Below are 23,909 nucleotides of genomic sequence, written 5' to 3'. Positions count from 1 at the left end.
TTCGCTGCGTAGCAGCGACCCGGAATCGCCTAAAGGCTAAACACCAACGGCTGCTGAATCGCTTCCCCATCAGCGGAATGAAGCGCGGTATTTGCCAGGCGTGATCCCACGTTGCTTTCGAAACATCACGCTCAGATATTCCGCATGTTCGATCCCGCAACGCCGCGCGATCAAATCCAGCGGGAACGAGGTTTCGCGCAGCAAGCGTTCGGCACGCTGGATCCGCGTTGCGACAATCATCTCGTGTGGCGTCTTGCCCAACATCGCTTTGAATCGCAATTCGAACGCGCGACGCGTCATCGATGTCGTGGCCACCACATCGCCGACACGGATCCCCGAACAGGCGTTGGCCAGAATGTAACGCGCGGCGTTTTCAATCTCCGGATCGTCCACCGCAACGGTATCGGTCGAGCGACGGGTTGAAATCCCGATCGGAGGCAACAGGGTTCCCGTCGCCGGAACGGGCTGACCGTCCATCATCTTTTCCAACAACTCTGCCGCAACGTAACCCGCCTGCTCGGCATCCGGAATGACGCTGGTCAACGGAGGAGACGCCAACCGGCACAACAGCGGATCATCGTCGACGCCCAAGACGGCGATCGAATCGGGAACACTCCGTCCCGCTTCGTCACACAAATCCAAAATTCGTCGGGCCAACGAATCATACGCCGCCATCAGTCCGCAGGGACTCGGCAAGTCCCGGATCCAACGCAACAGCTTCGGACGCTGACGGGCCCACGTCGAACGCGCTGTTTCCGGCGGGATGTCAAACACCGAAACCTCCAACCCACGCGCTTGTGCCGCAGCCACAAACGCATCGCGGCGCCAACACGCCCAATTGAATTCGACTTCGCCACAAAACGCCAACGCACGCAGTCCACGCTCGCGGAAATGTTCGACCGCCAAATCCGCGATTTGCTGATCGTCGGTTTCCAACCAAGGAATGTCGGGCAGTCGCCGCGCCGCACTTAAATCAATCGTCGGCAACCCGGTCGCTCGGACGGCCTGGGCAATCTTGTCCGTTTCGATCCGCGCCAAAATGCCATCGCCCGGATACCGGCGCAACCAACTCGGCGGATCCGCCCCACGATGCTGCTCCGGCAAATCGACCTTCCAGCGGCCGAATTCTTCCTGGTATCGCAACACCCCGCGCAGCAGCCCTCGGGCATACTCGTTACTCGATTCGATCAAAAGCGCCACGCTTCGTTGTTGCATGTGAAATAGCTTAGCAATGATGCGCGATATTGCATTGATGGCATCACGATTTTTGCTAAGTTTGTCGCTTGCTCCGGTCAAACACCTTCGTTTTGCAACTGCGGTTCCGCCTCCCCGCGTCACCGTCGACCCGGCACAGCGATTCGTTTCTTTCCTCGCTACCCTTCCCAAAGGTTTCCCATGTCCAAACCTGTTCGCGTCGCAATGATTGGCCTCGGCTTTGGCGCCGAATTCATTCCGATCTATCAAGCGCATGCCGGCGCCGAAGTCGTCGCGATTTGCCGACGAAACGAAGTCGAATTGAACAAGGCGGCCGACCAATTTGGGATTGAGAAACGCTACACCGATTACGCGGAACTGCTGGCCGACCCGGACATCGATTACGTCCACATCAACAGCCCGATTCCCGATCACGCGTGGATGTCGCTGCAGGCACTCGATGCCGGCAAGCACGTGATGTGCACGGTGCCGATGGCAACGACGATCGACGAATGCCGTCAGATCGTCGAAAAGGTCAAGGAGACGGGGTTGAAGTACATGATGGCTGAGACGGTCGTCTACAGCCGCGAGTTTCTGTTCATCAAACAGATGTACGAGAACGGCGAACTGGGAAAGATCCAACACCTGGCCGCATCGCACCCGCAAGACATGGACGGCTGGCCGAGCTATTGGGAAGAGATGATCCCGATGCACTATGCGACGCACGTCGTCAGCCCCTGCCTGGGTCTGACCAATGCACTGGCCGAATACGTCAGTTGTTTCGGGTCCGGCGAAGTCCGCGAGTCGATTGCCAAGAAGTCGGGAAATCGATTCGCGGTCGAGAGCTGTCACATCAAATTGAAAGACAGCGATCTTTCGGCACACATCTGGCGTTTCCTGTATGACGTCGCCCGCCAATATCGCGAGAGCTTTGACGTTTATGGAACAAAAAAGAGTTTCGAGTGGACGTTGATCGAAAACGAACCGCACGTCCTGCACACCGCAAAGAAACCGGAATCGGAGATCGCTGAAAAGATCGAAGTGCCCGACTTTGCCCATCTGTTGCCGGCCGAAATTCAAAAGTTCACCCTGCCCTCGGAAATCCACGACGCCGACCACTTGTCATTCGTCCAGGGTGGCGGACATGGCGGATCACACCCGCACCTGGTTCACGAAATGGTCAGCGCGGTCAGCGAAGACCGCGATCCCTGGCCCAACGCCGTCACCAGCGCCAACTGGACCTGCGTCGGGTTGTGTGCTCATGAGTCGGCCACCAAGGGCGGAGAGATCGTCAAGTTGCCTGAATTCACGCTGCAATCGTGAACCACGCCTGTGAATGAATCGCCCCCCGATCCCGCCGGCTGGCTGCCGCTGTTTCGACAACGGGCCGCGGAATTGGGGTTCATCAACGCCGGGATCGCCCCGGCGGTTGACTCCGCAGGCTTCACCGATCTCGTCAAATGGATCGAGTCGGGTTACGCCGGCGGAATGCAGTACTTTGCCGACCGCTTGGACGCCTACCGTCACGCCGACGGGGTGATGACGGGGACCAAGAGCATCATCGTGTTGGCGTATCCGTACCCGGCCGATGCCGACCACGCCGCCGCGGCTGGACAGGGATCGGTGGCGCGCTACGCATGGCCGGGCGCAGACTACCACGACACGATCCATGCCAAACTGAAACAACTCAAACGCCTGGTCGCCGAAGTTGCGCCCCAGGTTTCTACCCGCGGTTGCATCGACACCGCGCCGTTGATGGAACGCGAATTGGCGCAACTGGCCGGGCTCGGTTGGCGCGGCAAGAACACGTTGCTGCTGCATCGCCAACACGGCAGCTACTTCTTTCTGGCGTGTTTCTTGGTCGATGTCGAATTGCCCTATGACGCACCACATCACACCAGTCACTGCGGCACCTGCACGGCTTGCCTGGACGCTTGCCCGACCGACGCCTTTCCCGCCCCCGGCGTGCTCGATGCCAGCCGCTGCATCAGCTACCTGACGATCGAACACCGCGGTGCGATCCCGCTGGAGTTGCGAGAGGGGATCGGATCGTGGGTCTTCGGCTGCGACGTCTGCCAAGAAGTCTGCCCGTGGAATCGCAAGCCGGCGCGGAGAAGCGAAACGCCCTCCGAGCAACGGGTGCTCGATCGCATCGATCTCGAATCGCTGTTTGAAATCGACGAAGACACGTTTCGCGCCCGGTATCGCAAGTCCCCGTTTTGGCGGACACGGTTACGAGGCATGCGCCGAAACGCAGCCATCGTGCTCGGCAACCAAGGCAACCCCGACGCGCTGCCCGCCCTCAAACGCGGCGCCGACGACGACGACGAAGTCGTCGCCGAAGCCTGCCGCTGGGCGATCCAACAGATCATGCCGTAGGCTGGTTCGTTACTGCTGATGACGGTTTAGCCGTTGCGGATTCAAATGCTCTCGATGGATTGAAATCCGTCAGATCCAGGAAGTTCCTAACTCCGTTTCGAATCCAAGCACACCCGCAATGCATCGGCCAACCGTTCGTATTGATCCAGGCTGTTGTACGCCTGGGCAGAAATCCGCAGACACGGAAGCGTGCCGTTGAGTAGAAAGATCGGCACTTCGATTGCATGTTCGTGATAGATCCGATGCTGCAACCGCTTCACAGCGTCACCGTCACCGACACGTTCGGCCGACAACGGAACCGACGCTAGACTGCCGAGCATCTCCGCCGGCGCGGGAAGATCACACCCAAGTGCGTCCAGCAACGCATGCCGCCCCGCCAGCACGAGTGCGTGATTGTCACGCATCAACTGCGTGAACCCGCCTTCTTTCAGCACACTGAGAAACTCGACTGCCGCCGGCATGGAAAGTATCGGCGTTGGGTCGTACGTGCCCACCCAATTGAATTCCGCCAAAAACGGCGTCCTTCCGAGCGCCGGTGAATTCGCTCCATGGCTGATCGTGGTCGGACGGACTTCGTGCTGCCATTCCCGCCGCACGTACAAAAAGCCCGATGTCTTAGGACCACACAGCCACTTGTGATGGTTGCCGGTATAGTAATCCGGATCCAAATCAGACAGATCGACGGGCACCATCCCCGGCGCGTGTGCCCCGTCGACCATCACGCGCACTCCGCGACGACGTGCCAATTCAATCAGTCCTTTGACAGGCAAGACCAAGCCGGTCGGACTGGTGACATGATCGATCAACAACAACCGCGTCTTGGACGTCAACATCGCATCGATTGCCTCGATCACTTGTGCGTTTGATTCGATCGGGAACGGCAGTTCGGCGACCGAGACCACGGCACCGCAGCGCTCGGCCGCGTATCGCGCGGCGTTGTTGCACGCGTTGTAGCCGTGATTGGTGATCACCACCTCGTCCCCGGGGGAAAACGGGAACGATCGCAGCACCGCGTTGACGCCTTCGGTCGCATTTCGCACGAACGCCAAATCAGCGGGGTCGGCACCGACGAGACGACCGATGTAATCGCGGACCCGATCCAGTTTCGGCAACAGAGCGCGTTCCGGTCCCAGAAACTCAATCGGGTCGCGTTCAAGCCGTTCCATCCACGCACGCTGCGCCTCCATGACCACGATCGGCGTCGCACCGAACGATCCGTGATTCAGGAAGTCGACGTCGGGGTTGAGACGCCAATGCGTTCGAAATGGATTTGACACACTGTCCCCCAAGTCATCCGTCCGGCCCATGCCGCCAAAAAGGTGTCCGACACCTTTTTGGCAAAAACCACGTTTTAGGTAATCTTGGGCGTCATCCGCAAGATGAGGCGACTTATGGATCCCTATCCAATGATTCGCTTTCGAAACATCCGTTAGCGGCGTCGGCGACCATCAGCCCGCAACAAGCGATGACTAGGGTCGTTGGTTCGGGCACGGTGCTGTTGACCATCGCGTTTTGGACCTGATCGTTGGTGCAGACCCGCCGGCTTCGCGAATTATGAAGGGCGTGAATCCAGCAGTGGAGAATTGGGAAACGCTCAACGTTAAGACAGCCGCCAAAGCGGAAAGCCAGCTTTGCATTCTAAAACTCGTGAAGGTTCCTTGAGGTGGGGAAGGAAACAGGAGGAGTTGGACCAGAAGGTCTGGTCGGAATCAGGACACTATTCCGAGGGAAGTAACGATCAACCAGAACGGCACTGTCGTTTTGTGCAGAAACCCCAAAAGCGTTCTTCTGGTGATCTCGTCAGGCGCCGAAGGAGCGACACTCCAAAGACTGACCTCGACAACCCGAAAGAGGGCTGCATCTGTGGCTGTGTCGACGATGCTCAAACCCCGCTGCGCAACCTTGCCTGCAATGCCGATGTCGACCACAGAATGGACGCATGTGTGCGCTTTCGAGGCGGGTGTCACGCGTGTTACGCTATCGAGTTAAGATGGTGGATGGCTCAATGGTGATACAAGACAGCTGTCCGTTTTAATTTTTAGTGCAAAGAAGGGGCTTTTTGTGTTTGTTGAGAAATTGAAACCAAACCGGGACAACGAGTCAGGCCCTGAGCAAAAAGGAGGGACGCAGCTGGCGCACGCGGATGCTGCCGCTGATCGCGCGGTGGACCTTCAGGACTTGGCTTCTTACCTCCGCCGGGACGCAGCCGACGATCCGATCCACTATCTGATCCGCAGCAACACCTCGTGTGACGGCGAGTGACGCATGGCATCGACTTAGGCACCAAACGCGGTGTCGATTGTGAGCGGCAGGACGCGAGCCCTCCGGTTATTCGAGAGGCGTTTGAGCTGCGACCGGACGGCTCGCGGGCTGTCATCGTCGACGTTCCGAAATCAAAACGATGATCCCAGCCCGACGCGTAAGCGAGAGGCGCCGCGCTGCCCCTTGCTTACGCATGCGGGCTTAAATCGACAGCCCGCTCGCAGCGTTCCGCTAACACCTTCGTGCCAAAGTCGATCTAATCGAGCCGATTCCCGCCGGGCTGCGTTTTTTTCCACGAGGCCGTGTTTTTTCCAGCGAAAGTGCGAAAGATCCCCAAATTTTCTTTCCGACCGCCCCAAGAACTCCGTTTGGGTGCCGAACAGGAGAGCGAAACCCGAGCCGACCCAATGAAGGCTCTCTTCGAACGCCAATTTTTGGGGATTTAAGTCCATGTTAAAGAAAGCCATCGTCGCCGGCGGTGCCGTCGCACTTTTGTCAAGTTTGGCCGTCGGTGTTCCGCTGGCCAGTTACACCCGATGCGGAGTCAGTTGGCTTCGCGATTCTGCCAGCGATGCCGTCCCCCTGGAGTGGGAGCTGAAGCGGGCCCGTCAAATGATTAGCGACTTGAAGCCCGAGATCACGGACAACGCCAAACGAATTGCCCGCGAAAAAATCGAAGTCGTCCGGTTGGAAAAACAGTTGAATGAAACCGAATCTCGGCTGGCTTCGGCCCGAAACGACATCGAACGACTGACCGGCGATTTGGAAGGCGGCAACGAGTACTTCACTTATGCCGGACGCACCTACACTTCGGTGCAAGTCCAAGACGATTTGAAGAATCGATTCAAGCGTTTCAAGACGCGCCGCGCGACCGCGGATAAACTGCAACAAATGCTAACCGCACGGCAGGCGACGTTGAGCGCGGCACAACATCGCATGGAAGAGATGCTGAGCGCGAAACGGCAATTGGAAGTGGAAGTCGAGAACTTGCAAGCACGCTTGGGTGCACTTCGAGTCGCCCAGACGGCGAGTGAGCTGAGTTTGGATGACAGTCATCTGTCCCAAACCCGTCGATTGCTGGACGAGATCGAAACCCGTATCGACGTCGAAGAAGAAACGATGAGCGTGGATGCGGAGTACTTTGGCGAAATCAATTTGGAAGAATCCGGCGACGAAGACTTGCTGGACGACATCGCCAACTACTTTGATTCCGAGCTCGGCCAGCCCAAGGCGCTTGTCTCCATTCAATTGGACTGAACGTCGCGTCTGTCCGCCCAAGTGGCCTGTCCGCCCAAGTGGCCTGTCCGCCGAAGTCGCTCGCAACCTTCGCTTCTCCTCTGCTCCTGTTCGATGAACGAAACGATCCGCCCAACGACCGAAACTGCCCAGACGTCCGCTTGGCGTTTGTGGATCGATCGTTGTGGCGGATTCGCGTTGCTGACCGGAGACCGTTTCAGCGTCGGTGGCGCGCGACCGGATTCAACGATCGACATCCAGGTCCGCACCGATTGGCGGCGACGCGAAGGGACCGTGGTTCGCCGCAACGGAGACTATTTCTGGTCCGCTGCGGACGATCAGACGGTGAAACGACACGACGCCGGTGGACCATTGCTGGTGGCCGACAGCGTGTTTCCGATCTCGGGTTCGGCCACGTTAAGGCTGCACCAACCCTCGCCGCTGTCGCGTTCCGCAATCCTGTCGCTGGATCCGCCCCATCGGTTTGACCAGCATGTCGATCAGGTCTTATTGGTCGATCAAACCATTTTGATCGGGCCGAGTGCCGGCGACCATATCCGCTGCACCGCCATGGACACGGCGGCGGTGCTGGTGATTCGCGACGGACGCTGGCAAGCGAAGTTGAAACCCGGCGCGGCGATGGCCGGATTGACGCGTCGAACCACTCGACCGCAACCGGTCGACCTTGTCCCGGGACGCCGAGTCTCGATCGGTGAACTCGACATGATGTTGGAAGAAGTATGAAGACTCTCGCCCCCGAAACACGCACACTCGTTGGCCGAGACATGACAGAACGACCGATCGAGGCGGCCGAGGTTGCCGCCAAGCAACAGGGCATCGGCCATCCCCACGGATCTGCGACGGGCAGCGAGGTGGACAACACGCCGCGTCGAGGAAGAAAGAGCGGAGGCGGACTTGCCGCAAAGTTCTTTCGTTGCTGCCAGCCGAAGTCCAGCGGGCAAGAGCCGAAATCGAGCCAGCCGGCACCGCAATTTCCGGGTGACGGTTCCGCGAATGGGGATAGAATGCAATCTGCGTTTACCGAAACTTCGCTCGGATCGCCCCCCGAAAATCGACCGATGTCCTTTACCTATGCCCCCGGTTCTCAGCCGCTGCCGCCGTACACGATACGGCGTGGAGTCGGTGTGGGTGGATTTGGCGAAGTCTATTTTGCGGTCAGCCAGGCGGGCAAAGAAGTCGCACTCAAACGGATCCAACGCAACCTGGAAATCGAGTTGCGTGGGGTGTCGCAGTGTTTGAACCTGAAGCATCCGAATCTCGTTTCCTTGTACGACATCTGCCGGGACGCCGACGGTGGGTCTTGGGTGGTGATGGAGTATGTGGCGGGGGCGAATCTGCGAGAGATCCTGGATCGCAACCCGGACGGCTTGCCCGAGGCCGAGGCGCGGCGTTGGTTTGCCGGCATCGCCGCCGGCGTGGCCCATCTGCACAGTGCCGGTTTGGTGCACCGCGACCTAAAGCCTGGCAACATCTTCGATGATCTGGGGATCGTGAAGGTTGGTGACTACGGCTTAAGCAAATACATCTCGTCGTCACAGCGGGGCGGCCACACCGAAAGCGTGGGCACGTTTCACTACATGGCGCCGGAAATCGGCCGCGGCAAGTACGGCCGCGAGATCGATGTCTATGCGCTGGGCATCATGCTCTACGAGCTGTTGACCGGACGCGTGCCCTTTGACGGCGAGAGCTGTCACGAAATCATCGTCAAACACCTCACCGCGCTGCCCGATCTGTCCGGCGTGACGTCGCCGTATCGGGAAACGATTTTGGCGGCCTTGGACAAGGACCCGGCAAAACGGCCGGCAACGATTGCCGATCTGGTGGCCCCGCTGGGACTCTCGCTCTCCGACGCCGCGGCGGTCCCCAGCTTGGTCGGCTCGACCATCGGAGACGCCCAATCGTCAACGGACGTGCCGGGGTTACACGGTCGGCGGCAGGGCACGCTGCCGGACAACGTGCCGGACAACGTGCCGGACAACGTGCCGGACAACGGCCGGTCCGCCGAAGCCATCGATCCGGTGGTGGGACTGGAGTATTCCGATTTGGCGGCGGCCGCTCCGGCCTCTGTCGACGAACCGCTGCTGCGAGCGATCCGCTCGTCGGCCCATGATTTACGTTGCTGGTGGAAATCGCTCGAGCAATCGCCGCGGTCCCGGTTTTGGATCGGCGCCTTCCTGGCATTCGTGCTGTTCATCAACACGCATTGGTTGTTGCCCGCGCTTTCGATCTTGGGTGCGTTCTACGTGCCGTACTACATCATTCGACAGATGGTGCTGCATTCGAGTGAACAGCCCAGCTATGCCAAGGCGCATCGCATTGCATCCCAGGCCGGACCGTCCAACAAAGCGAGAACCAGGCAAGAATGGCGAAGCGAGGTGCGTCACCTGTTGCGAGCCAAGCACAACTTGGTGCGGATGGCGGAGCTGAACACGTCGTGGATTGCGTCGTCGTTGACGGTGTTGACGATGGCGGTTGCCGCCGGAGTGATCGGACTCCGCAGCGGCGATGTCAGCGCCGTCGACGTGGCACCGTACTTTTGGATGGGCTTGGTTGTTTTGGTCGGGGCGCAGGGCATTTTGGGACTGGGAAAACTTTGGGAACGCGATGACGGCGAAGGGTTGCCCAGGCGATTGGTGCTGGCCGGGGTCGGTGCCGGAGTCGGACTGTTCGCCTACGCGTTGAATGAATTTTTGCTGTTGTCGCTGGTTCCCGGCGACAGCGAAATGCTGGGCTCTGAATTGCCGCAAGCACTGTATCGTGAGGATTCGACGATCCGGGCGTCGGGCATGATGGCCCACTTCGCCTTGTTGTTCGGAGGCATCCGTTGGTGGAAGTCGGTTGATCCACTGCGGCGAACACGATTGAGTCTGTGGAGCGTGGCGGTCGTGTGTGTCGCGGCCTGGGGAGTCCAGCAATTGATTCCGGTGCCGCAACCGATGGGATTGCTCGTCGCCGGCGGGCTGGCGATGGCGACGCAAATGTCGGCCCCTTGGATCAACCCACGCATGTTCGCGGCCAACCCGTGGCCGAGACCCAAGCATCGGTCACCACGTCTTCGGGAGGCTAACGCATGAAAACGCTCTTTCCCGCCGCCTCGGCCTGTTTCGTCGTCGCGTTTGTCGCGTCGGTCGGACTTGCCGAATCGTCCCTCGAAGCCACCGCCGAACGCGGCAAAAAAACCTCCGAGCAGCCGATTTCCATGTCATCCGCATCGGCCGATCCGATGTCATCGGCCAAGCCGAAACGGACGGAGCTGTCGGTCGCACCGATGCACCATGTAACCTATCCCGACGATCGACCGGCTTGGATTGAAACCGAACCGGACCTCGAATCACCGGTCCACCGGTGGGTCGTCACCACCAGCGGCGCCGAGACCATGGAACAGTGCGAAGCGGAATTGGAGGTGCTCAAGCCCGCCGCGGTGGCGCTGTACATCAAAGAAACCACCGGATGGGTGTGCGACGATGAGGTTCTGGATGAGCAGTGGATCGAAGACGAACTCGTCGATCGCCGATACGTCGGCACGCTGCAAATGGGTGACCGCGAGTTGCACGAGATCGCGGTCGAGCTGACGTTTGATGCCGACAGCCGAAAACGCATTCGCAGAGCAATGAGCAATTCGGTGGTCGGGGAACGGCTGCGGGCGATGGCAGGACTGTTCGCCTTAGCGCTGGTCGGGCTGTGTTGCACGGGAGGCGTGCTGGGGGTGTTTAGCAGACGCTGCGCGTCGTAGCGATTGGTCCTTGCCACCGCCATCGGGGCGAGAATCGCGGTTTTTGGCGGCCTAGCCGCCCGCGGTGGGATAGCCGATCGCGTACGCCTGTCTACAATCTCGGGTAAGCTTTCCCGTTGGTGATTCCCAGTGCCAGGCAGCAGAAACGATGATTATGACAGACGAAATAGCCCCCGTTTACAATGCCGCGACGATCGGAGCGGACAGCATCCTCCTGGTGGACGACACGTTGATTTTGCGTGATCGACTGGCGATGGCGATGCGGCAACGCGGGTTTCGCGTCCAAACCGCGGGAAGCTATGACGAAGCGGTGGAAGTCTTCCAGCACTCGCCCACCGACTTGGCCGTCTTGGATTTAAGGATGCCGGGACGTTCAGGACTGGATTTACTGCGAAAACTGTTGCAGATGAATCCGAACGCTCGAATCATCATGCTCTCGGGTTTCGGCAGCATTCCCGCTTCGATCGACGCGGTCCGCGCCGGAGCGATCAATTTTCTCAGCAAGCCCGCCGACGCTGACGATATCTTGGCGGCGTTCGCCCGCGGCGACGAACCGTCAGTGCCGACCGGCGAAGTCAGTTTCCCGGCGCCCTCATTGGCCCGCAACGAATGGGAGCACATCCACCGCGTGCTGTCCGATTGCGGGGGCAACATCAGTGAAGCGGCCCGTCGGTTGGGAATCCACCGACGATCGTTGCAACGCAAACTGCGCAAACGAGCACCAGAAGATCCGGCCAGTCCCGAAGTCGTCGAAGACGACGAACTCGAGTGAAAACCGCCCCGTCCGGGGTCTGTCTCCGGAGGGCGGAACAATAGGGCAAAATCGGACCTACAGGACAGATGGGACCTATGCGTCCTCTCTGTCCCATTGGGCCCATTTCGCGCTGACCGCGATCGACCGACCGGGGTCTGTCCCCGCGAGCGTGTCCCCGCGGGCGGTCAGGGTCTGTAACCCAACCAGCATGTCAAATAGGCCCTATAGGACAAATGGGACCTATACGTCCTCTCTGTCCCATTGGTCCCATTTCGCGCTGACCGCGATCGACCGACCGGGGTCTGTCCCCGACCGACCGGGGTCTGTCCCCGACCGACCGGGGTCTGTCCCCGGCGGGTGCGGTCACCCGGGGTCTGTCCCCGAGGGGCGGGAGCGTGTCCGGTTGAACACTTCGTCGACAGGTGTGTGACGATTCGCGCAGGCATGGTTCGCAGGCGCCGTCAATCTGGGTGCTCCATCTGATTTTGATGGAGGGGACTGCCGGCAGCCATTACAGGCTCAGAATGGCCGCGAACAGGGATGCAGACGTGCGGCGGCCGCTGGTTTGACCCCGTTTTGATTGGGATTACCGTTAAAAGGTACATCAATTGCAGCAAAAGATTAAAATCTGGGCGACTTGCACAAACCTTGTTGGTGAGCAAAACTTCGCCAATCAGATTGATGTCGCCCCCCTTACCTGCGGCACCGAACGTGACACCTCTAAAAGAAGGAAAACCAATGAAAGGTCTTCGAGTTTTTGCGGCTTGCACTGCGTTGTTGATCGGTTCACTTGCCGCCGTGAACGCGTCTGCCGGTTGCTGTGAGCCTGCACCGGCCCCTTGCTGCGAACCCGCACCGGTTTGCTGCCCGCCACCCCCAGTTCCCGTAACGTTCTGCGTCGTGGATCCCGTGACGTGCTGCAAGTACCCCGTCACCGTCTGCGTTCCTTGCGAGTGCGCCGGTGAAGTGCCTTGCTACGTCGGCTGTCGCAAAGGACTTCTGGGTCGCAAGATCCTGACGTACAAGTTTCAGTGCTGCGGCGCATGCGTCGACATCGTGATCACCAAGCACGGTCGCGTGATCGTCCGCGACTGAGCGATTAAAGAACAGGTTCCACCGCTTTGGTCTCGCGGTCAAAGCGGTAGACCTGTTTTTTTTGTGGGTCGGCGACATACAGGTACTGATCGTCGGCAGTGATCCCGACCGGTCCAACCAATGGTTCGCCTTCGAACCACTTTTCCGTCGTCCCATCGGCACCGAACCGCCAGATCGCCTTGCCATAGCCGTCGGTGACAAACCCCCCGTCGCCGGTCCAGACCAGACCGTTGGGGAATGCGTACGGGCGATCGCCGACGACGGTTTCCGCGGTCTTTTTCTCCACGTCGATTTTCTGAATCGCTTCGGCGTCTGGCGTCACCGCCCAAAGGTTCCCCTCGTCGTCCAGTGACAAGCCGCGGGCGTTGACACGGGCGACCAATTCAGGCTTGCCACCTCCGATCGGTAGCCGAAACACCGCCCGCCGCTCCGCGTCACCGACAAAGATCGTCTTTCCTCCGTCACCGACCACGATCGCCATGGGGATCCCCAGGTAGCCGTTATTGAGTGCCACCAGTTTCGCGCCGGGCTGCTTGGCATGATAGATCTCGCGGGTGGCCGAATCGCCGATCAAAATGCCACCGTCTGGATGGGGGGTCACACACCAAGGCGCGTTCATCGGCTTGCGCAACAGCGGCGTCCCGGGGGTGAAAATCTTAAACCCCTCTCCATCCTGGATCCAAACACCCGGCAAGAATCGGTCCACGACCAGCAACTTGCCGGCATCGATCGCGACCGCTCGCGGGTAATTGACCGTCGCCTTTTCCGAATCGATCGGCTCGGGGACGTCGACCTGCTTGCTCGCCGCGGCAGGTTCGGAGTCCTCCTGGGCCTTGGCCGATTGTCTGGGGCTCACCAACCCCAGCGGAATGACCAGCAGGGCCAACAGGACGGAACGGTGGCAGGATATTCCGATTGCGCAAAGTTTTCTAATGATCACGATTGGGAGTGCCGAACATAAAACAAGAAATGTACCGAGAAGCGGTTTCGGATGTCGCAACGCCTCCCAGCGGAAAGATTTGGAACATGATAACGTCAAGCCACTCGAATACGCGGGTCTTGCCTGGTCGAAACACGTCGAGTCGTCGAAAAATGTCTGCGACGGGCCTTTGCCGCCGCGTTTGGCAACAGGCCGCGTGGCTTTTACTGGTCGTCGCCGCGTTGCTGGCGTGGGGAACTCCGACGTTGGCCGGGGAACCGGTCGTGCGTGCGGCAGCCGACGTTTTTGATAGCGAGCGGGTCGACCTCTCCGGTGCCAAACCGGTCAAACGCGCCGCACGCGATGTCGCCGTCGGTCATGCGGTCGAAACCGACGGTGTGGTGCGGCCGGTGGCGTATTACGAAGGCGAGATGGGTTACGGCCCCGCCGTCTTCGAATCGAGCTGTGGCTGCGAGACGGTTTGTGACTGCCCTGCGGGCGACGTGTTCATGGATCCCGGTTGTGGGATCGAAGCGTCTTGCGGGTTTGAAGCATCCTGCGGTGCCGAAACTTGGATCGAGCCGGCGTGTGGATGCGAGGGTGTCGGATGCGACGCTTGTTGCGACGGCTATGACCCGATGTGCGGATGCAACGCATGTTGTGGAGGCATTGGAGGGTTCATCGATTGCTTGTTTCCTCGGCTGCGGATCCAGTGGGCTCAACTGGACCTGTTTGCCGGCGTTGCCGGGCACACCGGACCGATGAATTTTGCCAACGTCAGCTCGACGGGAACCGACCGTCGCGGGACGGGCAGCTTTGGATTCTATGAAGGGTTCAACAAGGGAACCGCGGTTCGCTTTTTCGGTGCCGACCTCGCCTGGCAATCCGGCGTTCGCTTCACCCAAAACAATCTTTCTGGAGCCGGGTTCACTGACGAGACGCGGGGCCAAGTCTTCTTGACCAGCGGCATCTTTCGAACCGTCGATTACGGTTTTCAGTATGGCTTGGTGTTGGACTATCTGTATGAAGACTGGTACTACCGCAGCGATCTCGTCCAGCTCCGCGGGGAGCTCGGCTGGGTCAATCGCGGCTGCAATGTGTTCGGATTAAAATTCGCAGTGGGCATCGATGACGACACCGCGACCACCAGTGTTCTGGACAACAGCGGAACCGTCGTCCGCAATGACATCGCGATGGAAGCGATGACGCAATATCGATTGTTCTATCGCCAACGCTTGGCCCGCCTCGGATCCTGCGAAGGTTTCGTCGGCTGGACGGACAATGACGACGGCTTGCTGGGCATGGAGCTCGATCTACCGATTCACGGCAATTTGCTCTGGAACACTTCGGCGACCTATCTGATTCCCAACGAGGGAACCAGCAGCGGCGGCAACCAGGAAGAAGGCTGGAATCTGGCGATCGGATTCACCTACCGCCCCGGTGGACTCGGTGGGCAATCACGCTACTCGCGGCCGCTGTTGAAGGTCGCCGACAATGGAACGTTGATGGTAGATCGGAAGTAAGACGGTTAGCCGTTGACGAGGTCGTGGCGGTTGGAGCGCATGCCACTGGCTGACGGGCTGTCGATTTCATCAGCCGTTTGGCGCGAGCCTGCGGGCCCTGGTGTGTTTCCTTCGTGCGACTTTGAAAGACCGGAGGGCTCGCGCCCTGCCGCTAACAGACTCTGATTGGACGGCGTTTGTTGTCTCTGATAACCTAAGCGGCTGTCGGTGCCTGTTCCATCTGGCGGTTTTATTGTTTGTTTAAGCGGCTTGCCGCAGGACGACCGTGGTCAAAAAGAAATCGCCTTCAAAAAGCAAGCCATCTCTGCCGCAAGCTCCCCCACCAGGCCCCCACCTTTCCGTTCGCCGGAAGGTCATCCTGAGCGTCGTCATCGTCGCCTCGTTTTTTTTGGTCGCCGAGGGGATGCTGCGTGTCGCAGGGTATCGCGTGCCCCTGGGCGTCGAGCGAATGGAATTTACCTTTCCAATCGACGACTACAACACGAACTCCCCCCAGCCGTTCTTGGCTCGCGACGACACCCTTTTTTGGCGTCCGCGTCCGGGTGCACTCGGGCACAACAGCATGGGGTTTTATGGCCCCGAATTCTCAGCCGACAAGCCGGGCGAGGTGTTTCGAGTCGTCTGTCTCGGCGACTCCTGCACGCACTTCGGACCGATCACGTATCCTGACATGTTGCGTGCGTACCTGGACAAGGTCGCTCCGGGAAAATTCGAGGTCATCAACGCCGGCGTCATCGGCTACACGTCCTTTCAAGGCAAACGGTTGCTGGAAACTGAAGCGATCGGATGGGATCCCGATTTGGTCACCGTGTATTTCGGCTGGAATGACCATTGGCTGGCGCGAGGGTTTCAGGACAAGGAGCAACAGTCGGGCGAATCAACCGTGGCCGACGGCTTGGGAAACGCTCGCATCTTTCAGCTGATCCGAAGTTTCGTGAAACGCCCCCCGTCGACCGCCGATTCGGGGATGCGAGTCGAGCCGGAGGACTATCGTGCCAACCTGAGAGAGATCGGCTCGATTTGCGAAGCCAATGGAATTCGTTGTTGGTACCTGACCGCACCACACGCATTCGACATCGGTGTTCCGCCGTATCTGATCGAGTCGGGAGAAGCCAAGAATCTGGAAGACCTGCTTGAGATTCATCGCAACTACAATCAGATCGTCAGAGACGTCGCGGACGCGCGGGGAGACACGCTGATCGATTTAGAAAAAGAGATCGACCCGATGAACAAGCTGGAGTTGTTCATCGATGACCACATTCATCTCTCGCAACAAGGCCGGCTGCTGGTCGCCAAGCGGCTGGCGGACGAACTGCGTGCGTCGGGGATCTTGCAAGTCGATGACGACCAGTAGATCACAGGCTGGAAGCCTATCCCACTGGTTTTCAATCGCGGGGGACTTCGATGCCTCGGATCATGGCCAGCAATTCTTCGTCGACGTCGCGGCCTTCGATTTCGGCTTCGGCGGTTAGCTGCACACGGTGTCGAAGCGCCGGAATCGCGACCTCGACCACGTCATCGGGGATCGCGTAGTCGCGACCGCCGAATCCTGCCAGCGTGCGAGCGCATTGCATCAACGCCAACCCGGCGCGTGGCGAAGCGCCGATATGAAACGCCGGCCACGAACGCGTCGCGCGAACGATTTTGTTGATGTAATCGACCAATGCGTCTTCGACGTTGACCGTTCCGCACAGTTGGATCAGTTTGCGCACGGTCTCTGGGTCGGTGATCGTTCGCACTTCGTTCTCCAGCCGTTCATTCAGATTCACCTGCTTGCTGTGCAGTTTCAAGATCTCTGCTTCTTGGGCTTCGTTCGGGTAATCGACCTTCAACTTGAACATGAACCGGTCCAGTTGAGCTTCCGGCAAGTTGTAAGTGCCTTCGCTTTCCAACGGGTTTTGCGTCGCCATGACCAAGAACGGCTGTGGAACGACGTGGCTGGTTCCGTCGATGGTGACGCGGTATTCCTGCATGATTTCCAACAGCGCCGCGTGCGTCTTGGCGGGCGAGCGGTTGATTTCGTCGGCCAGCAAGAGCTGTGTGAACACCGGCCCGGGGCGAAAGCGGAACTCGCTCTTTTGCATGTCGAACACGGGGGCGCCGGTGATGTCCGAAGGCATCAGGTCGGCGGTGAATTGGATCCGGCCGAAATCGCAACCGAGTGCGCGACCGAGTGTGCGGACGAACAACGTCTTGCCCAGCCCGGGCACCGATTCGATCAGCACATGACCGCCGGAGAACAGCGCCGTGAGTGTACCGAGCACCAGTTCGTCTTGGCCGACGTACAATTTGGCGACTTCGGCCGAGACCGCTTGGTACAGCCTTTCCACCGGCTCGAAGCGTTCGCTTTTGCCTTGAAACGCGATCGGATCCGTCGGCGCGGCCGCCGCCGCAGAGGTCGCCGCAGAGTTCGTGGGCGCGTTCACGCTCGTGCCAGAGGGTGCCAGCAGGTCGTCGGAACCTGATCCGGCTTGTGTGTTTCCAGGAGTCGGGTCAGTCAACGGTCAGCCTCGATCGGGTGGGTTGGAATCGTCTCGACGACGATCAGTAGATTCTGGATGGATTGTACTCGTGTCAACCGCCTTGGCTGATTCGGCGGGCGGTTCACCTGGCGATTCGCCGGATGTTTCGCCGGGCGGGTCCGTGATCGGTTGTGGCGTCGTCACCTTCAGCCCCGTCACCTTCAGCCCCGTCCGCTTCGGATCGGGCACGTGCAAGTGGAGCGCCGGGTCGGGGGCGTGAACGGGTTCTTCGATCACCCACGGGCCCGACGTTTCATCCCGGACGTGTTTCATGTAATCGCTGATCCGTCGCCGGGCGAATGTTTCACCGCCGCGTCGTCGCATCAAGGTGGCCACCGCGGTCAAGTGGTCTCCGAAATGCGTCAAGACGCCGCGATCGACTCGTTTGGGCCGACCAAAAATCGGCATCAACATCAAGCAAATGACAAAGCCCAGGATCGCGATGTGAAAGGTGACGAAGCTGAGCGGGAACTCGGTGAAAAATTCGGCTCCGGAAGCGCGGGGAACTTCAGTGCCGCGGTCGCTGATCGGCAAGGAGTACGATGCCGTCGCGAAACTCACTTGCGGCTGCGATCCATCAGCCAGTCGCCGTTCCTGTGGATCCACCCGTTTGGACTGAATCAACGGCGCAAACGAGGTGCGAATCAACCGCTCGGCGAGCGCCTGGTTTTCTGGTTGGGTCAATCCATAGTTGGTCAGCAAAGAACCACCGGCGACCACCACGACTTGCGAGTTGCCCCAGGCTTTGCTGGTCAGGCGGGCAACGATGGTGTCACCGTCTTCTGACAACACGATGGACTGGAACTCGGTTTTCGTGGACGTCGGCGATACATTCTGTCCCATCGGCCAGACCGGCGTTCCCGGGCCGACCGGTTGAAACACGATGGTCCCCTGTTGTGACTTGTTTTTGCGATCATAGGCTTCCAGCACCCATTCCACGCGACGGGGATGCTCCGACTCGGCCAGATCACTCCACGCGTCATCGCGTGCGGCCTCGGAATCCGCCAACACCATTCGAGTCCGTTGCACCTTGGGCTGGATCGATAGCCAACCGTTGGACGGTAAAGCCGTTCGCAACAGTTGCCACTGGTGTTCTTTGATCAGGTTCTCGGCGTATTTCCTACGGTACTCCAGCCGTTGATCCGGTGGCGCGAGCGGTCTGGCATCACGAAAAAACTCCGTTTCACTGCCGCTATCGGGGACCACATAGATCAGCGTCTTGTCGTTCATCCGCAACCATTGTTCCAACCACCGTGTCGTGTTGGCTTCGATTCCAGTCGGATGTGTCGGCGTCCAGATGATCACCGAGCTGCGTTTCGATCGGTCGGTCAAACGAGTTAGATCGCGCGTGGCAAAACCGGCCTTGCCAAATGCGTTACGCAACGTCGTGAATCCGTTGACACTCCGCTTGGCCAGAATTCCAACGCTGGGGCCATAGCTGGTCCGCAATCCGCCGTCACAGCCGGCCAAAGCCAGCAGCAGGAGCGCAGGGAGCAGGATGCGTTTCATTTGCCCGCTCCGTACGCTTGGGTGGCCGATTCCAGCATTTCGTTTTGCCGCCACAGTTGCTCGAACACGTGGGCGGAAATTTCGTGCCGACCGAAATAGGATTGCTCGAACGCGTCGGCAGTCGCCCGCAACCAAGTGGCGATGGTGTCGTCGCGGTTGCGGGTTTCGCGAACATAGCGTCCGTTCGTTTTTCCGCGACTGAGCCGTAGCAGCCCGTTGCGATCCAACAACAGTAGCTGATGGCCGAGCATCAAGATGATTGCCTGGTCATAACGTCCTTCATGCATCAAGCGTTCGCATTCGGTTCGCAGGTTCACATCCGTTCGCCGCAACTCGGGCGGTAAATGTTTGATGCGTTCCAGGGTCTGTTCGTCGGGCAACCCCTTCGCCCGAGTTGCGGCGGCCGTTGACGTGCGATTTTCCATCCGCAATTCCGCTCGCGAGACGACGTAGACCGTGATGCCCACGATTCCCAGCACAATCACGGCCAACAGCACCCATCCGAACAGATTGCCCCACGTCAATGAGCTTCCGAACAAACCCGTGGACGGAGCGGTTCCAGTGGTCGCCGTATTGGACGACGGATCGGGCCGATCAATTTTTTTCGGTTTGGGCAACCAGCGGCTCTCGCGATGGATCGAGTCGTCTTGACGGATCTCCAATTCGATGGGCACCAGTTGCCGGGATTCCGGGTCGTACCAGGGCGTGGAATCGAGCGCCTCTTTGACGCTTGAATCAACCTCGATCGTCGTGACCGATTTCGCGGCGTCGCTGGTTTGGACGAGTGTGATGGCGAGCTCACGTGGTTCGGTCGGCATCAGCCGGTTCGCGCCAATCCCCAGATCCGACTCAACCGATCGACTCACCGGTGCAACGCCGGCGTTGGCGACATGCCCGGTCAGCGACGGAGGCACCGCCATTGCCAAAACGATCGCGAGCAGTCCCACCACGATTCCCGCCGGGTTCGGCCGCACTCGGTGACGCAACGCTGTGAAGCATTTATTTCCTGTGTTTGACAAGGCTTTAGCGGCAGGGCGCAAGCCCTCCGGTTCGTCATCTTTACCAAAACACCGGAGGGCTCGCGCCCTACCGCTAAAAAAGGCTCCACTGCGTTGCCGGTGACGCCGACCGTCTGCTGACGTTGGACTGAACAGATTGCGTCCCATCACGGTGCCTCTCCGATTGCAGGAGCGGCGTCGAGCGGAATCGGCGGCGGGACCGATTCGACCGGCCGCTGTGATGCAACTTTCGGCACGCCGGTTTCTTCGCCGAATTGACGCAAGGCCTCGGCCCGCACGGCCAGTTCGACGTCCCAACCCTCCAGCCGGATGCGTGTGTCCAGATAGGCGATCATGCGCACCACCACGCTCAAGCCGCCGACCACCCAAAGGGCCAGCGGGTAAAGCAACAACAGTGTCACCAGGCCAAAATTCCAATAGCCGGTCGCGATCCCACGCACCCAAACCAGACTATAAAACAGTCCGGCAAAGATGATGGTCAGCGTCGTGGCGACCGCGATCCAGCGGCTGCCGACGTCGCTTCCGGCGGGGCGATGCAAGGCGCGTGCGCGGCGACCGAGCGTGATCTCGTTAGGATTCTTGCTCCGCAGCGGACACATCTCCAACAAAATCATCTCCGGCAGAAACGGCCGCCCGGCACGAACCACCAAGGCGACGAAAAAAATGATGATGGGAAGCGTGATGTCCAGGAACGTGTCGTAGGGCTGGAACAATCGCAACGCGACCAGGATCATCACCGGGATCGCCAACCGCCGAATCCCCAAACAATAAAACCAACGCCAGAATTGTTGCCGTGAGATCTTCAGCGCGCTTCGCCAACTGGGCTTTTGCTCGAACACGGCTTGGCCTAAATAGATCGTCGTGACAACTCCCGCCGCCGGTGTCTGCAAAAACACCAGCAATGCCATCCAAGTCCCGTAGCGGATCAGTTCCCAAGTCGCCTCGGAATCATCCAAGCCGTATTGGGCTTCGGTCAAGGGAATCCAAGACAGCAGCAGCGCGTTGGCAACCATCCAAGGCCAGGCGCCCAACAAGAACCCGATCAACAGCATCGACGGGTAGCGGTGCAACAGCACGAGCGCCAAGTCGCCGATTTCCGTCAACGTTCGGACCCGGACGGCCACGTGGGTTTGATCAAGTTGCATCGCGGTCTCCTTCGTCAGCGGGGACACGCGAATCCACCAAATCGGCGTAGCGCGCCGTCCGCACCAACGATCCGCGGTCGCTTTCGTTTCGGGGGAATCCGAGCACGACGAAATACAGCGTGATCATGCCGCTGGAAAAAATCGACCACGCCACCTTGAACAAGTACGGCGCCCCGCTGGGTGACAAGAACCCTTCGGTGAACGCTGCCAAAACAAACATCGTCGCGCTAGCCGCCATGACCGGCACCGCGTCGCGTCCGGCTTGACGGACCGAATCGACACGCGACAGCCCACGGGTGTAGAACAGCCCCATGCCCAACCGCAATCCCGCGCCGGCCGACAACGCGATCGCCGTCAGTTCAAACGGACCATGCGCGGTCACAAATTCGAAGAAATGATCGGCCCCTTCGATCCCGTCACGCGACATGTAACCGAAGGTCGCGCCCAGGACGATGGCGTTGTAGGCGAGTGTGACCAGACAAGGAATCAACAGAATGCCATAGGCAAAACACTGCAGCCCGATCCCGGTGTTGTGACGGATGTAGAACGCCGCCCGCGCGGTGTATTCTTCGGGACGCACCGCCAGCGGTTCTTTGAACGACTCCGCCGTCCCCTCCAACATCTTCGTGCCGCAGATCCGCTCGGCGAATCCCGGAAACTGTGCTTCACTGGCGCCCATCACCATCGAGAGCGCGAACAGTCCAAAGAAAACCAGCGTGGCGACGCGGACGCAGCCATCGTTGAAGATCCGCTGCGGGGCTTCCTGAAATAAGATGCGAATCCAACCGCCCGGGGCCGGGGTGTGGGTCCGATAAAGTTGATTGTGCGCGCGGGCGACCAGCCGGTGCAGGTAGGTGACGGTGTTGGGCGGCAGTTGGTAGGCATCGGCAAGTGCCAGATCGGCGCAGGCTGCCCGATACAGCGAGGAAAACCGTGCCACGCCCGACGCCCCGCGGTGTTGGGGGCTGACCGAATCCGTGCTACCACGCAATTCCATCGCCTCGCACAAACGCTCTAGTTCCGTCCAATCGACGCGACGTTTTTCCAACAGCTTGGCGACATTCACTGGCCATCCCCCGCAGTTCGAGGTGGGTCGCTCGTCGGCGCAGACGGCGCCGGGGCGGCCGCGGGTGGCGGCGGTGCAGGATTCGCCGCCGCGCTCGACGATGCGGCGCTCCAAACGTCGCCGCGCTGCGTGGTCTGTCGACGCTGAAGGGGTTGCCGCTGTGCCGGTTTCCCCAGTTCATCTGGAATCGCGCTTTGCAGCGGCTCGGCCAACCCTGACGGTTTGTCGGCATCTTTGGCCAGCGGGCTGTAGCCGGCCAACGGCCCGAGGTCGGCCGGCTCGGTCATCGAATCGGCCAGAAACGTTTTGTAATAAAGCGCGTACAACAGCAAGTCGGGGTCAATGTCTTTGCGGAATTCAAAGCGTTCGATCAACGGGTCGGACAGGTTTCGCGCGACTTCGCGGCGACGCGGCGGGGTCAAGAAATGTCGCCGTTCGACATACGTCGCCAGAGTCCGCGCCATCTTTCGTGTCACCAAGTAATCGCCAGGAATGTACGACGCCAACGCCGGCACACGCGCGTCGTCGACTTTGGCGATCGGCAATTGCCACTTCCGCTCGTCCACCACAACCATCGTTCCGGCCGCCAAATCACCCAGACGCTGCATCCGCTCGGTCATCATCATCGTGACCAACCCGATGATGCCCGTAGGGATGAAGTAGATCGGCGGAACGTCGGGGTCCCAGGTATTGATCGCGGCGACGGGGGCCAGGTCCGCGACGCGGAGCAAATTGCGAAGCAGCGCGCTGCGTGGCGAAACGGGGCGGCCATCGACCTCGATCACGCGGATGCCACAAAACCACTTCCCCACCGTGCGGCCGTTGAAATACGCCTCGCCGATCGTTCCGTAAAACCAATTGATCACAAAGATCAAGATCACGATGAAGGCGAAGGTCAGCGGGCCGTAAAACGTCGACAACGCGCTGAGCATGCCGCCGATGATCAAAATCGCCAAGCCGACGGCCACAATCACGCCCCAGCGGACCGCCAAATCAATCAAGTACGCCGGCAAACGACGGAACGGCCCCGCCAATTGATACTCAAAGGCGATGTTCTCCGGCGTGACCACGGCGATGGTCGTGTCGAGCGGTTGGACTGCAGCCATGCAAATGATTGAGAAGCGAAAATGGTCATCCCGGCGGTCGCTTGATTATCACCCCCCAAGGCCGCGGGACGCAACCGTCGGGGATTCTTAAGTTTCAAATGGTGATCTCACCGACACAGTTCCCCATCTATTAGCAATACCCGCAGCTCCTGAGACCGATTGTGCCGGCCTTTCAGGCCTCCGTGATCGAGGTCTTTCCATTCCGGACCTGCAGTTTAGAACGTCACCCTCCTGGCAGGAGGGTCGAGCGAAGCGAGGGGAGGTCGAACCGTGAATCGCCAATCCAACATCAAATTCGGAGTTGTATCCCAAAACAATTCAAGCAACCCTCTCCGGCCGCTGAAACGGCCGACTCTCCCAGGGGAGGTTCTTCCGCGAGTTTAGTGGCTGTTCTCGAATACTGGGTGAAGGTTTTTTGAGGGATGA

Annotated in this window: 19 protein-coding genes; 10 read left to right on the top strand and 9 right to left on the bottom strand. The window is 59.6% G+C overall.

Annotation, left to right across the window (positions count from 1 at the left end):
• Positions 1–69: 69 nt before the first annotated feature.
• A complete protein-coding gene (locus NZK35_RS29575; protein WP_259636137.1) occupies positions 70–1,215 on the bottom strand; it encodes an AraC family transcriptional regulator in 1,146 nt (381 codons plus the stop codon).
• 180 nt (positions 1,216–1,395) lie between these two features.
• On the opposite strand from NZK35_RS29575, the gene NZK35_RS29570 reads away from it, so the two are divergent.
• Positions 1,396–2,517 carry a Gfo/Idh/MocA family protein gene (locus NZK35_RS29570; RefSeq protein ID WP_259636136.1) on the top strand — a complete coding sequence of 374 codons (1,122 nt, stop codon included), beginning with the start codon at positions 1,396–1,398 and terminating at the stop codon, positions 2,515–2,517.
• A gap of 9 nt (positions 2,518–2,526) precedes the next feature.
• Complete coding sequence (gene queG / locus NZK35_RS29565; protein ID WP_259636135.1) at positions 2,527–3,573, top strand: tRNA epoxyqueuosine(34) reductase QueG; 1,047 nt, start codon at positions 2,527–2,529, stop codon at positions 3,571–3,573.
• A gap of 86 nt (positions 3,574–3,659) precedes the next feature.
• On the opposite strand, the gene NZK35_RS29560 is transcribed toward queG, so the two are convergent.
• Positions 3,660–4,850 (bottom strand): aminotransferase class V-fold PLP-dependent enzyme, encoded by a 1,191-nt coding sequence (locus NZK35_RS29560; protein ID WP_259636134.1) that lies wholly within the window; start codon positions 4,848–4,850, stop codon positions 3,660–3,662.
• A 1,435-nt stretch (positions 4,851–6,285) separates the two neighbouring features.
• Here NZK35_RS29560 and NZK35_RS29555 point away from each other — a divergent pair.
• The 6 genes from NZK35_RS29555 to NZK35_RS29530 all read left to right on the top strand — a co-directional run bounded on the left by NZK35_RS29555 (position 6,286) and on the right by NZK35_RS29530 (position 12,674).
• On the top strand, positions 6,286–7,092 hold the full coding sequence (locus NZK35_RS29555) for a hypothetical protein (protein WP_259636133.1): 807 nt from the start codon (positions 6,286–6,288) through the stop codon (positions 7,090–7,092).
• A gap of 93 nt (positions 7,093–7,185) precedes the next feature.
• Entirely contained in the window at positions 7,186–7,815 is a 630-nt protein-coding gene (locus NZK35_RS29550; protein ID WP_259636132.1) for a hypothetical protein, read from the top strand.
• A 41-nt stretch (positions 7,816–7,856) separates the two neighbouring features.
• Positions 7,857–10,166 (top strand): serine/threonine-protein kinase, encoded by a 2,310-nt coding sequence (locus NZK35_RS29545; RefSeq protein WP_259636131.1) that lies wholly within the window; start codon positions 7,857–7,859, stop codon positions 10,164–10,166.
• A complete protein-coding gene (locus tag NZK35_RS29540) occupies positions 10,163–10,825 on the top strand; it encodes a hypothetical protein (RefSeq protein ID WP_259636130.1) in 663 nt (220 codons plus the stop codon). Before NZK35_RS29545 ends, NZK35_RS29540 begins: the two co-directional genes overlap by 4 nt.
• A 154-nt stretch (positions 10,826–10,979) precedes the next feature.
• Positions 10,980–11,597 carry a response regulator transcription factor gene (locus NZK35_RS29535; RefSeq protein ID WP_259636129.1) on the top strand — a complete coding sequence of 206 codons (618 nt, stop codon included), beginning with the start codon at positions 10,980–10,982 and terminating at the stop codon, positions 11,595–11,597.
• Positions 11,598–12,317: 720 nt separating this feature from the next.
• Positions 12,318–12,674 (top strand): hypothetical protein, encoded by a 357-nt coding sequence (locus tag NZK35_RS29530; RefSeq protein ID WP_259636128.1) that lies wholly within the window; start codon positions 12,318–12,320, stop codon positions 12,672–12,674.
• A gap of 4 nt (positions 12,675–12,678) precedes the next feature.
• Here NZK35_RS29530 and NZK35_RS29525 read toward each other — a convergent pair whose 3' ends face one another.
• Positions 12,679–13,560, bottom strand: coding sequence for an NHL repeat-containing protein (locus tag NZK35_RS29525; protein ID WP_259636127.1), 882 nt, complete (start codon positions 13,558–13,560; stop codon positions 12,679–12,681).
• 206 nt (positions 13,561–13,766) lie between these two features.
• Here NZK35_RS29525 and NZK35_RS29520 point away from each other — a divergent pair, with 206 nt between their 5' ends.
• Both NZK35_RS29520 and NZK35_RS29515 read left to right on the top strand, forming a co-directional pair.
• Complete coding sequence (locus NZK35_RS29520; RefSeq protein ID WP_259636126.1) at positions 13,767–15,116, top strand: DUF6666 family protein; 1,350 nt, start codon at positions 13,767–13,769, stop codon at positions 15,114–15,116.
• Positions 15,117–15,381: 265 nt separating this feature from the next.
• Positions 15,382–16,470 carry an SGNH/GDSL hydrolase family protein gene (locus NZK35_RS29515; RefSeq protein ID WP_259636125.1) on the top strand — a complete coding sequence of 363 codons (1,089 nt, stop codon included), beginning with the start codon at positions 15,382–15,384 and terminating at the stop codon, positions 16,468–16,470.
• A gap of 31 nt (positions 16,471–16,501) precedes the next feature.
• Here the strand turns inward: NZK35_RS29515 and NZK35_RS29510 are convergent, their stop codons facing one another.
• The 6 genes from NZK35_RS29510 to NZK35_RS29485 all read right to left on the bottom strand — a co-directional run bounded on the left by NZK35_RS29510 (position 16,502) and on the right by NZK35_RS29485 (position 23,483).
• A complete protein-coding gene (locus tag NZK35_RS29510) occupies positions 16,502–17,482 on the bottom strand; it encodes an AAA family ATPase (RefSeq protein WP_259636138.1) in 981 nt (326 codons plus the stop codon).
• Positions 17,483–17,620: 138 nt separating this feature from the next.
• Positions 17,621–19,147, bottom strand: coding sequence for a DUF4350 domain-containing protein (locus NZK35_RS29505; RefSeq protein WP_259636124.1), 1,527 nt, complete (start codon positions 19,145–19,147; stop codon positions 17,621–17,623).
• Entirely contained in the window at positions 19,144–20,133 is a 990-nt protein-coding gene (locus NZK35_RS29500; RefSeq protein WP_259636123.1) for a DUF4129 domain-containing protein, read from the bottom strand. Before NZK35_RS29500 ends, NZK35_RS29505 begins: the two co-directional genes overlap by 4 nt.
• A 179-nt stretch (positions 20,134–20,312) precedes the next feature.
• Positions 20,313–21,311, bottom strand: a complete 999-nt coding sequence (locus NZK35_RS29495) for a hypothetical protein (protein WP_259636122.1) — start codon at positions 21,309–21,311, stop codon at positions 20,313–20,315.
• Complete coding sequence (locus NZK35_RS29490; RefSeq protein WP_259636121.1) at positions 21,301–22,377, bottom strand: stage II sporulation protein M; 1,077 nt, start codon at positions 22,375–22,377, stop codon at positions 21,301–21,303. The genes NZK35_RS29495 and NZK35_RS29490 overlap by 11 nt, the downstream gene beginning before the upstream one ends.
• A complete protein-coding gene (locus NZK35_RS29485) occupies positions 22,374–23,483 on the bottom strand; it encodes an RDD family protein (protein WP_259636120.1) in 1,110 nt (369 codons plus the stop codon). The genes NZK35_RS29490 and NZK35_RS29485 overlap by 4 nt, the downstream gene beginning before the upstream one ends.
• Positions 23,484–23,909: the final 426 nt, after the last annotated feature.

It is taken from the genome of Stieleria sedimenti, assembly GCF_025060895.1.
GTDB lineage: Bacteria > Planctomycetota > Planctomycetia > Pirellulales > Pirellulaceae > Stieleria > Stieleria sedimenti.
This window is presented reverse-complemented; position numbering and strand designations above follow the sequence as displayed.

Coding starts and splice junctions, on each gene's coding strand:
- NZK35_RS29555 (WP_259636133.1), top strand. CDS start 6,286: ATGTTAAAGAAAGCCATCGTCGCCGGCGGTGCCGTCGCACTTTTGTCA.
- NZK35_RS29540 (WP_259636130.1), top strand. CDS start 10,163: ATGAAAACGCTCTTTCCCGCCGCCTCGGCCTGTTTCGTCGTCGCGTTT.
- NZK35_RS29570 (WP_259636136.1), top strand. CDS start 1,396: ATGTCCAAACCTGTTCGCGTCGCAATGATTGGCCTCGGCTTTGGCGCC.
- NZK35_RS29495 (WP_259636122.1), bottom strand. CDS start 21,311: ATGCAACTTGATCAAACCCACGTGGCCGTCCGGGTCCGAACGTTGACG.
- NZK35_RS29530 (WP_259636128.1), top strand. CDS start 12,318: ATGAAAGGTCTTCGAGTTTTTGCGGCTTGCACTGCGTTGTTGATCGGT.
- NZK35_RS29550 (WP_259636132.1), top strand. CDS start 7,186: ATGAACGAAACGATCCGCCCAACGACCGAAACTGCCCAGACGTCCGCT.
- NZK35_RS29485 (WP_259636120.1), bottom strand. CDS start 23,483: ATGGCTGCAGTCCAACCGCTCGACACGACCATCGCCGTGGTCACGCCG.
- NZK35_RS29545 (WP_259636131.1), top strand. CDS start 7,857: ATGACAGAACGACCGATCGAGGCGGCCGAGGTTGCCGCCAAGCAACAG.
- NZK35_RS29505 (WP_259636124.1), bottom strand. CDS start 19,147: ATGAAACGCATCCTGCTCCCTGCGCTCCTGCTGCTGGCTTTGGCCGGC.
- NZK35_RS29520 (WP_259636126.1), top strand. CDS start 13,767: ATGTCTGCGACGGGCCTTTGCCGCCGCGTTTGGCAACAGGCCGCGTGG.
- NZK35_RS29535 (WP_259636129.1), top strand. CDS start 10,980: ATGACAGACGAAATAGCCCCCGTTTACAATGCCGCGACGATCGGAGCG.
- NZK35_RS29575 (WP_259636137.1), bottom strand. CDS start 1,215: ATGCAACAACGAAGCGTGGCGCTTTTGATCGAATCGAGTAACGAGTAT.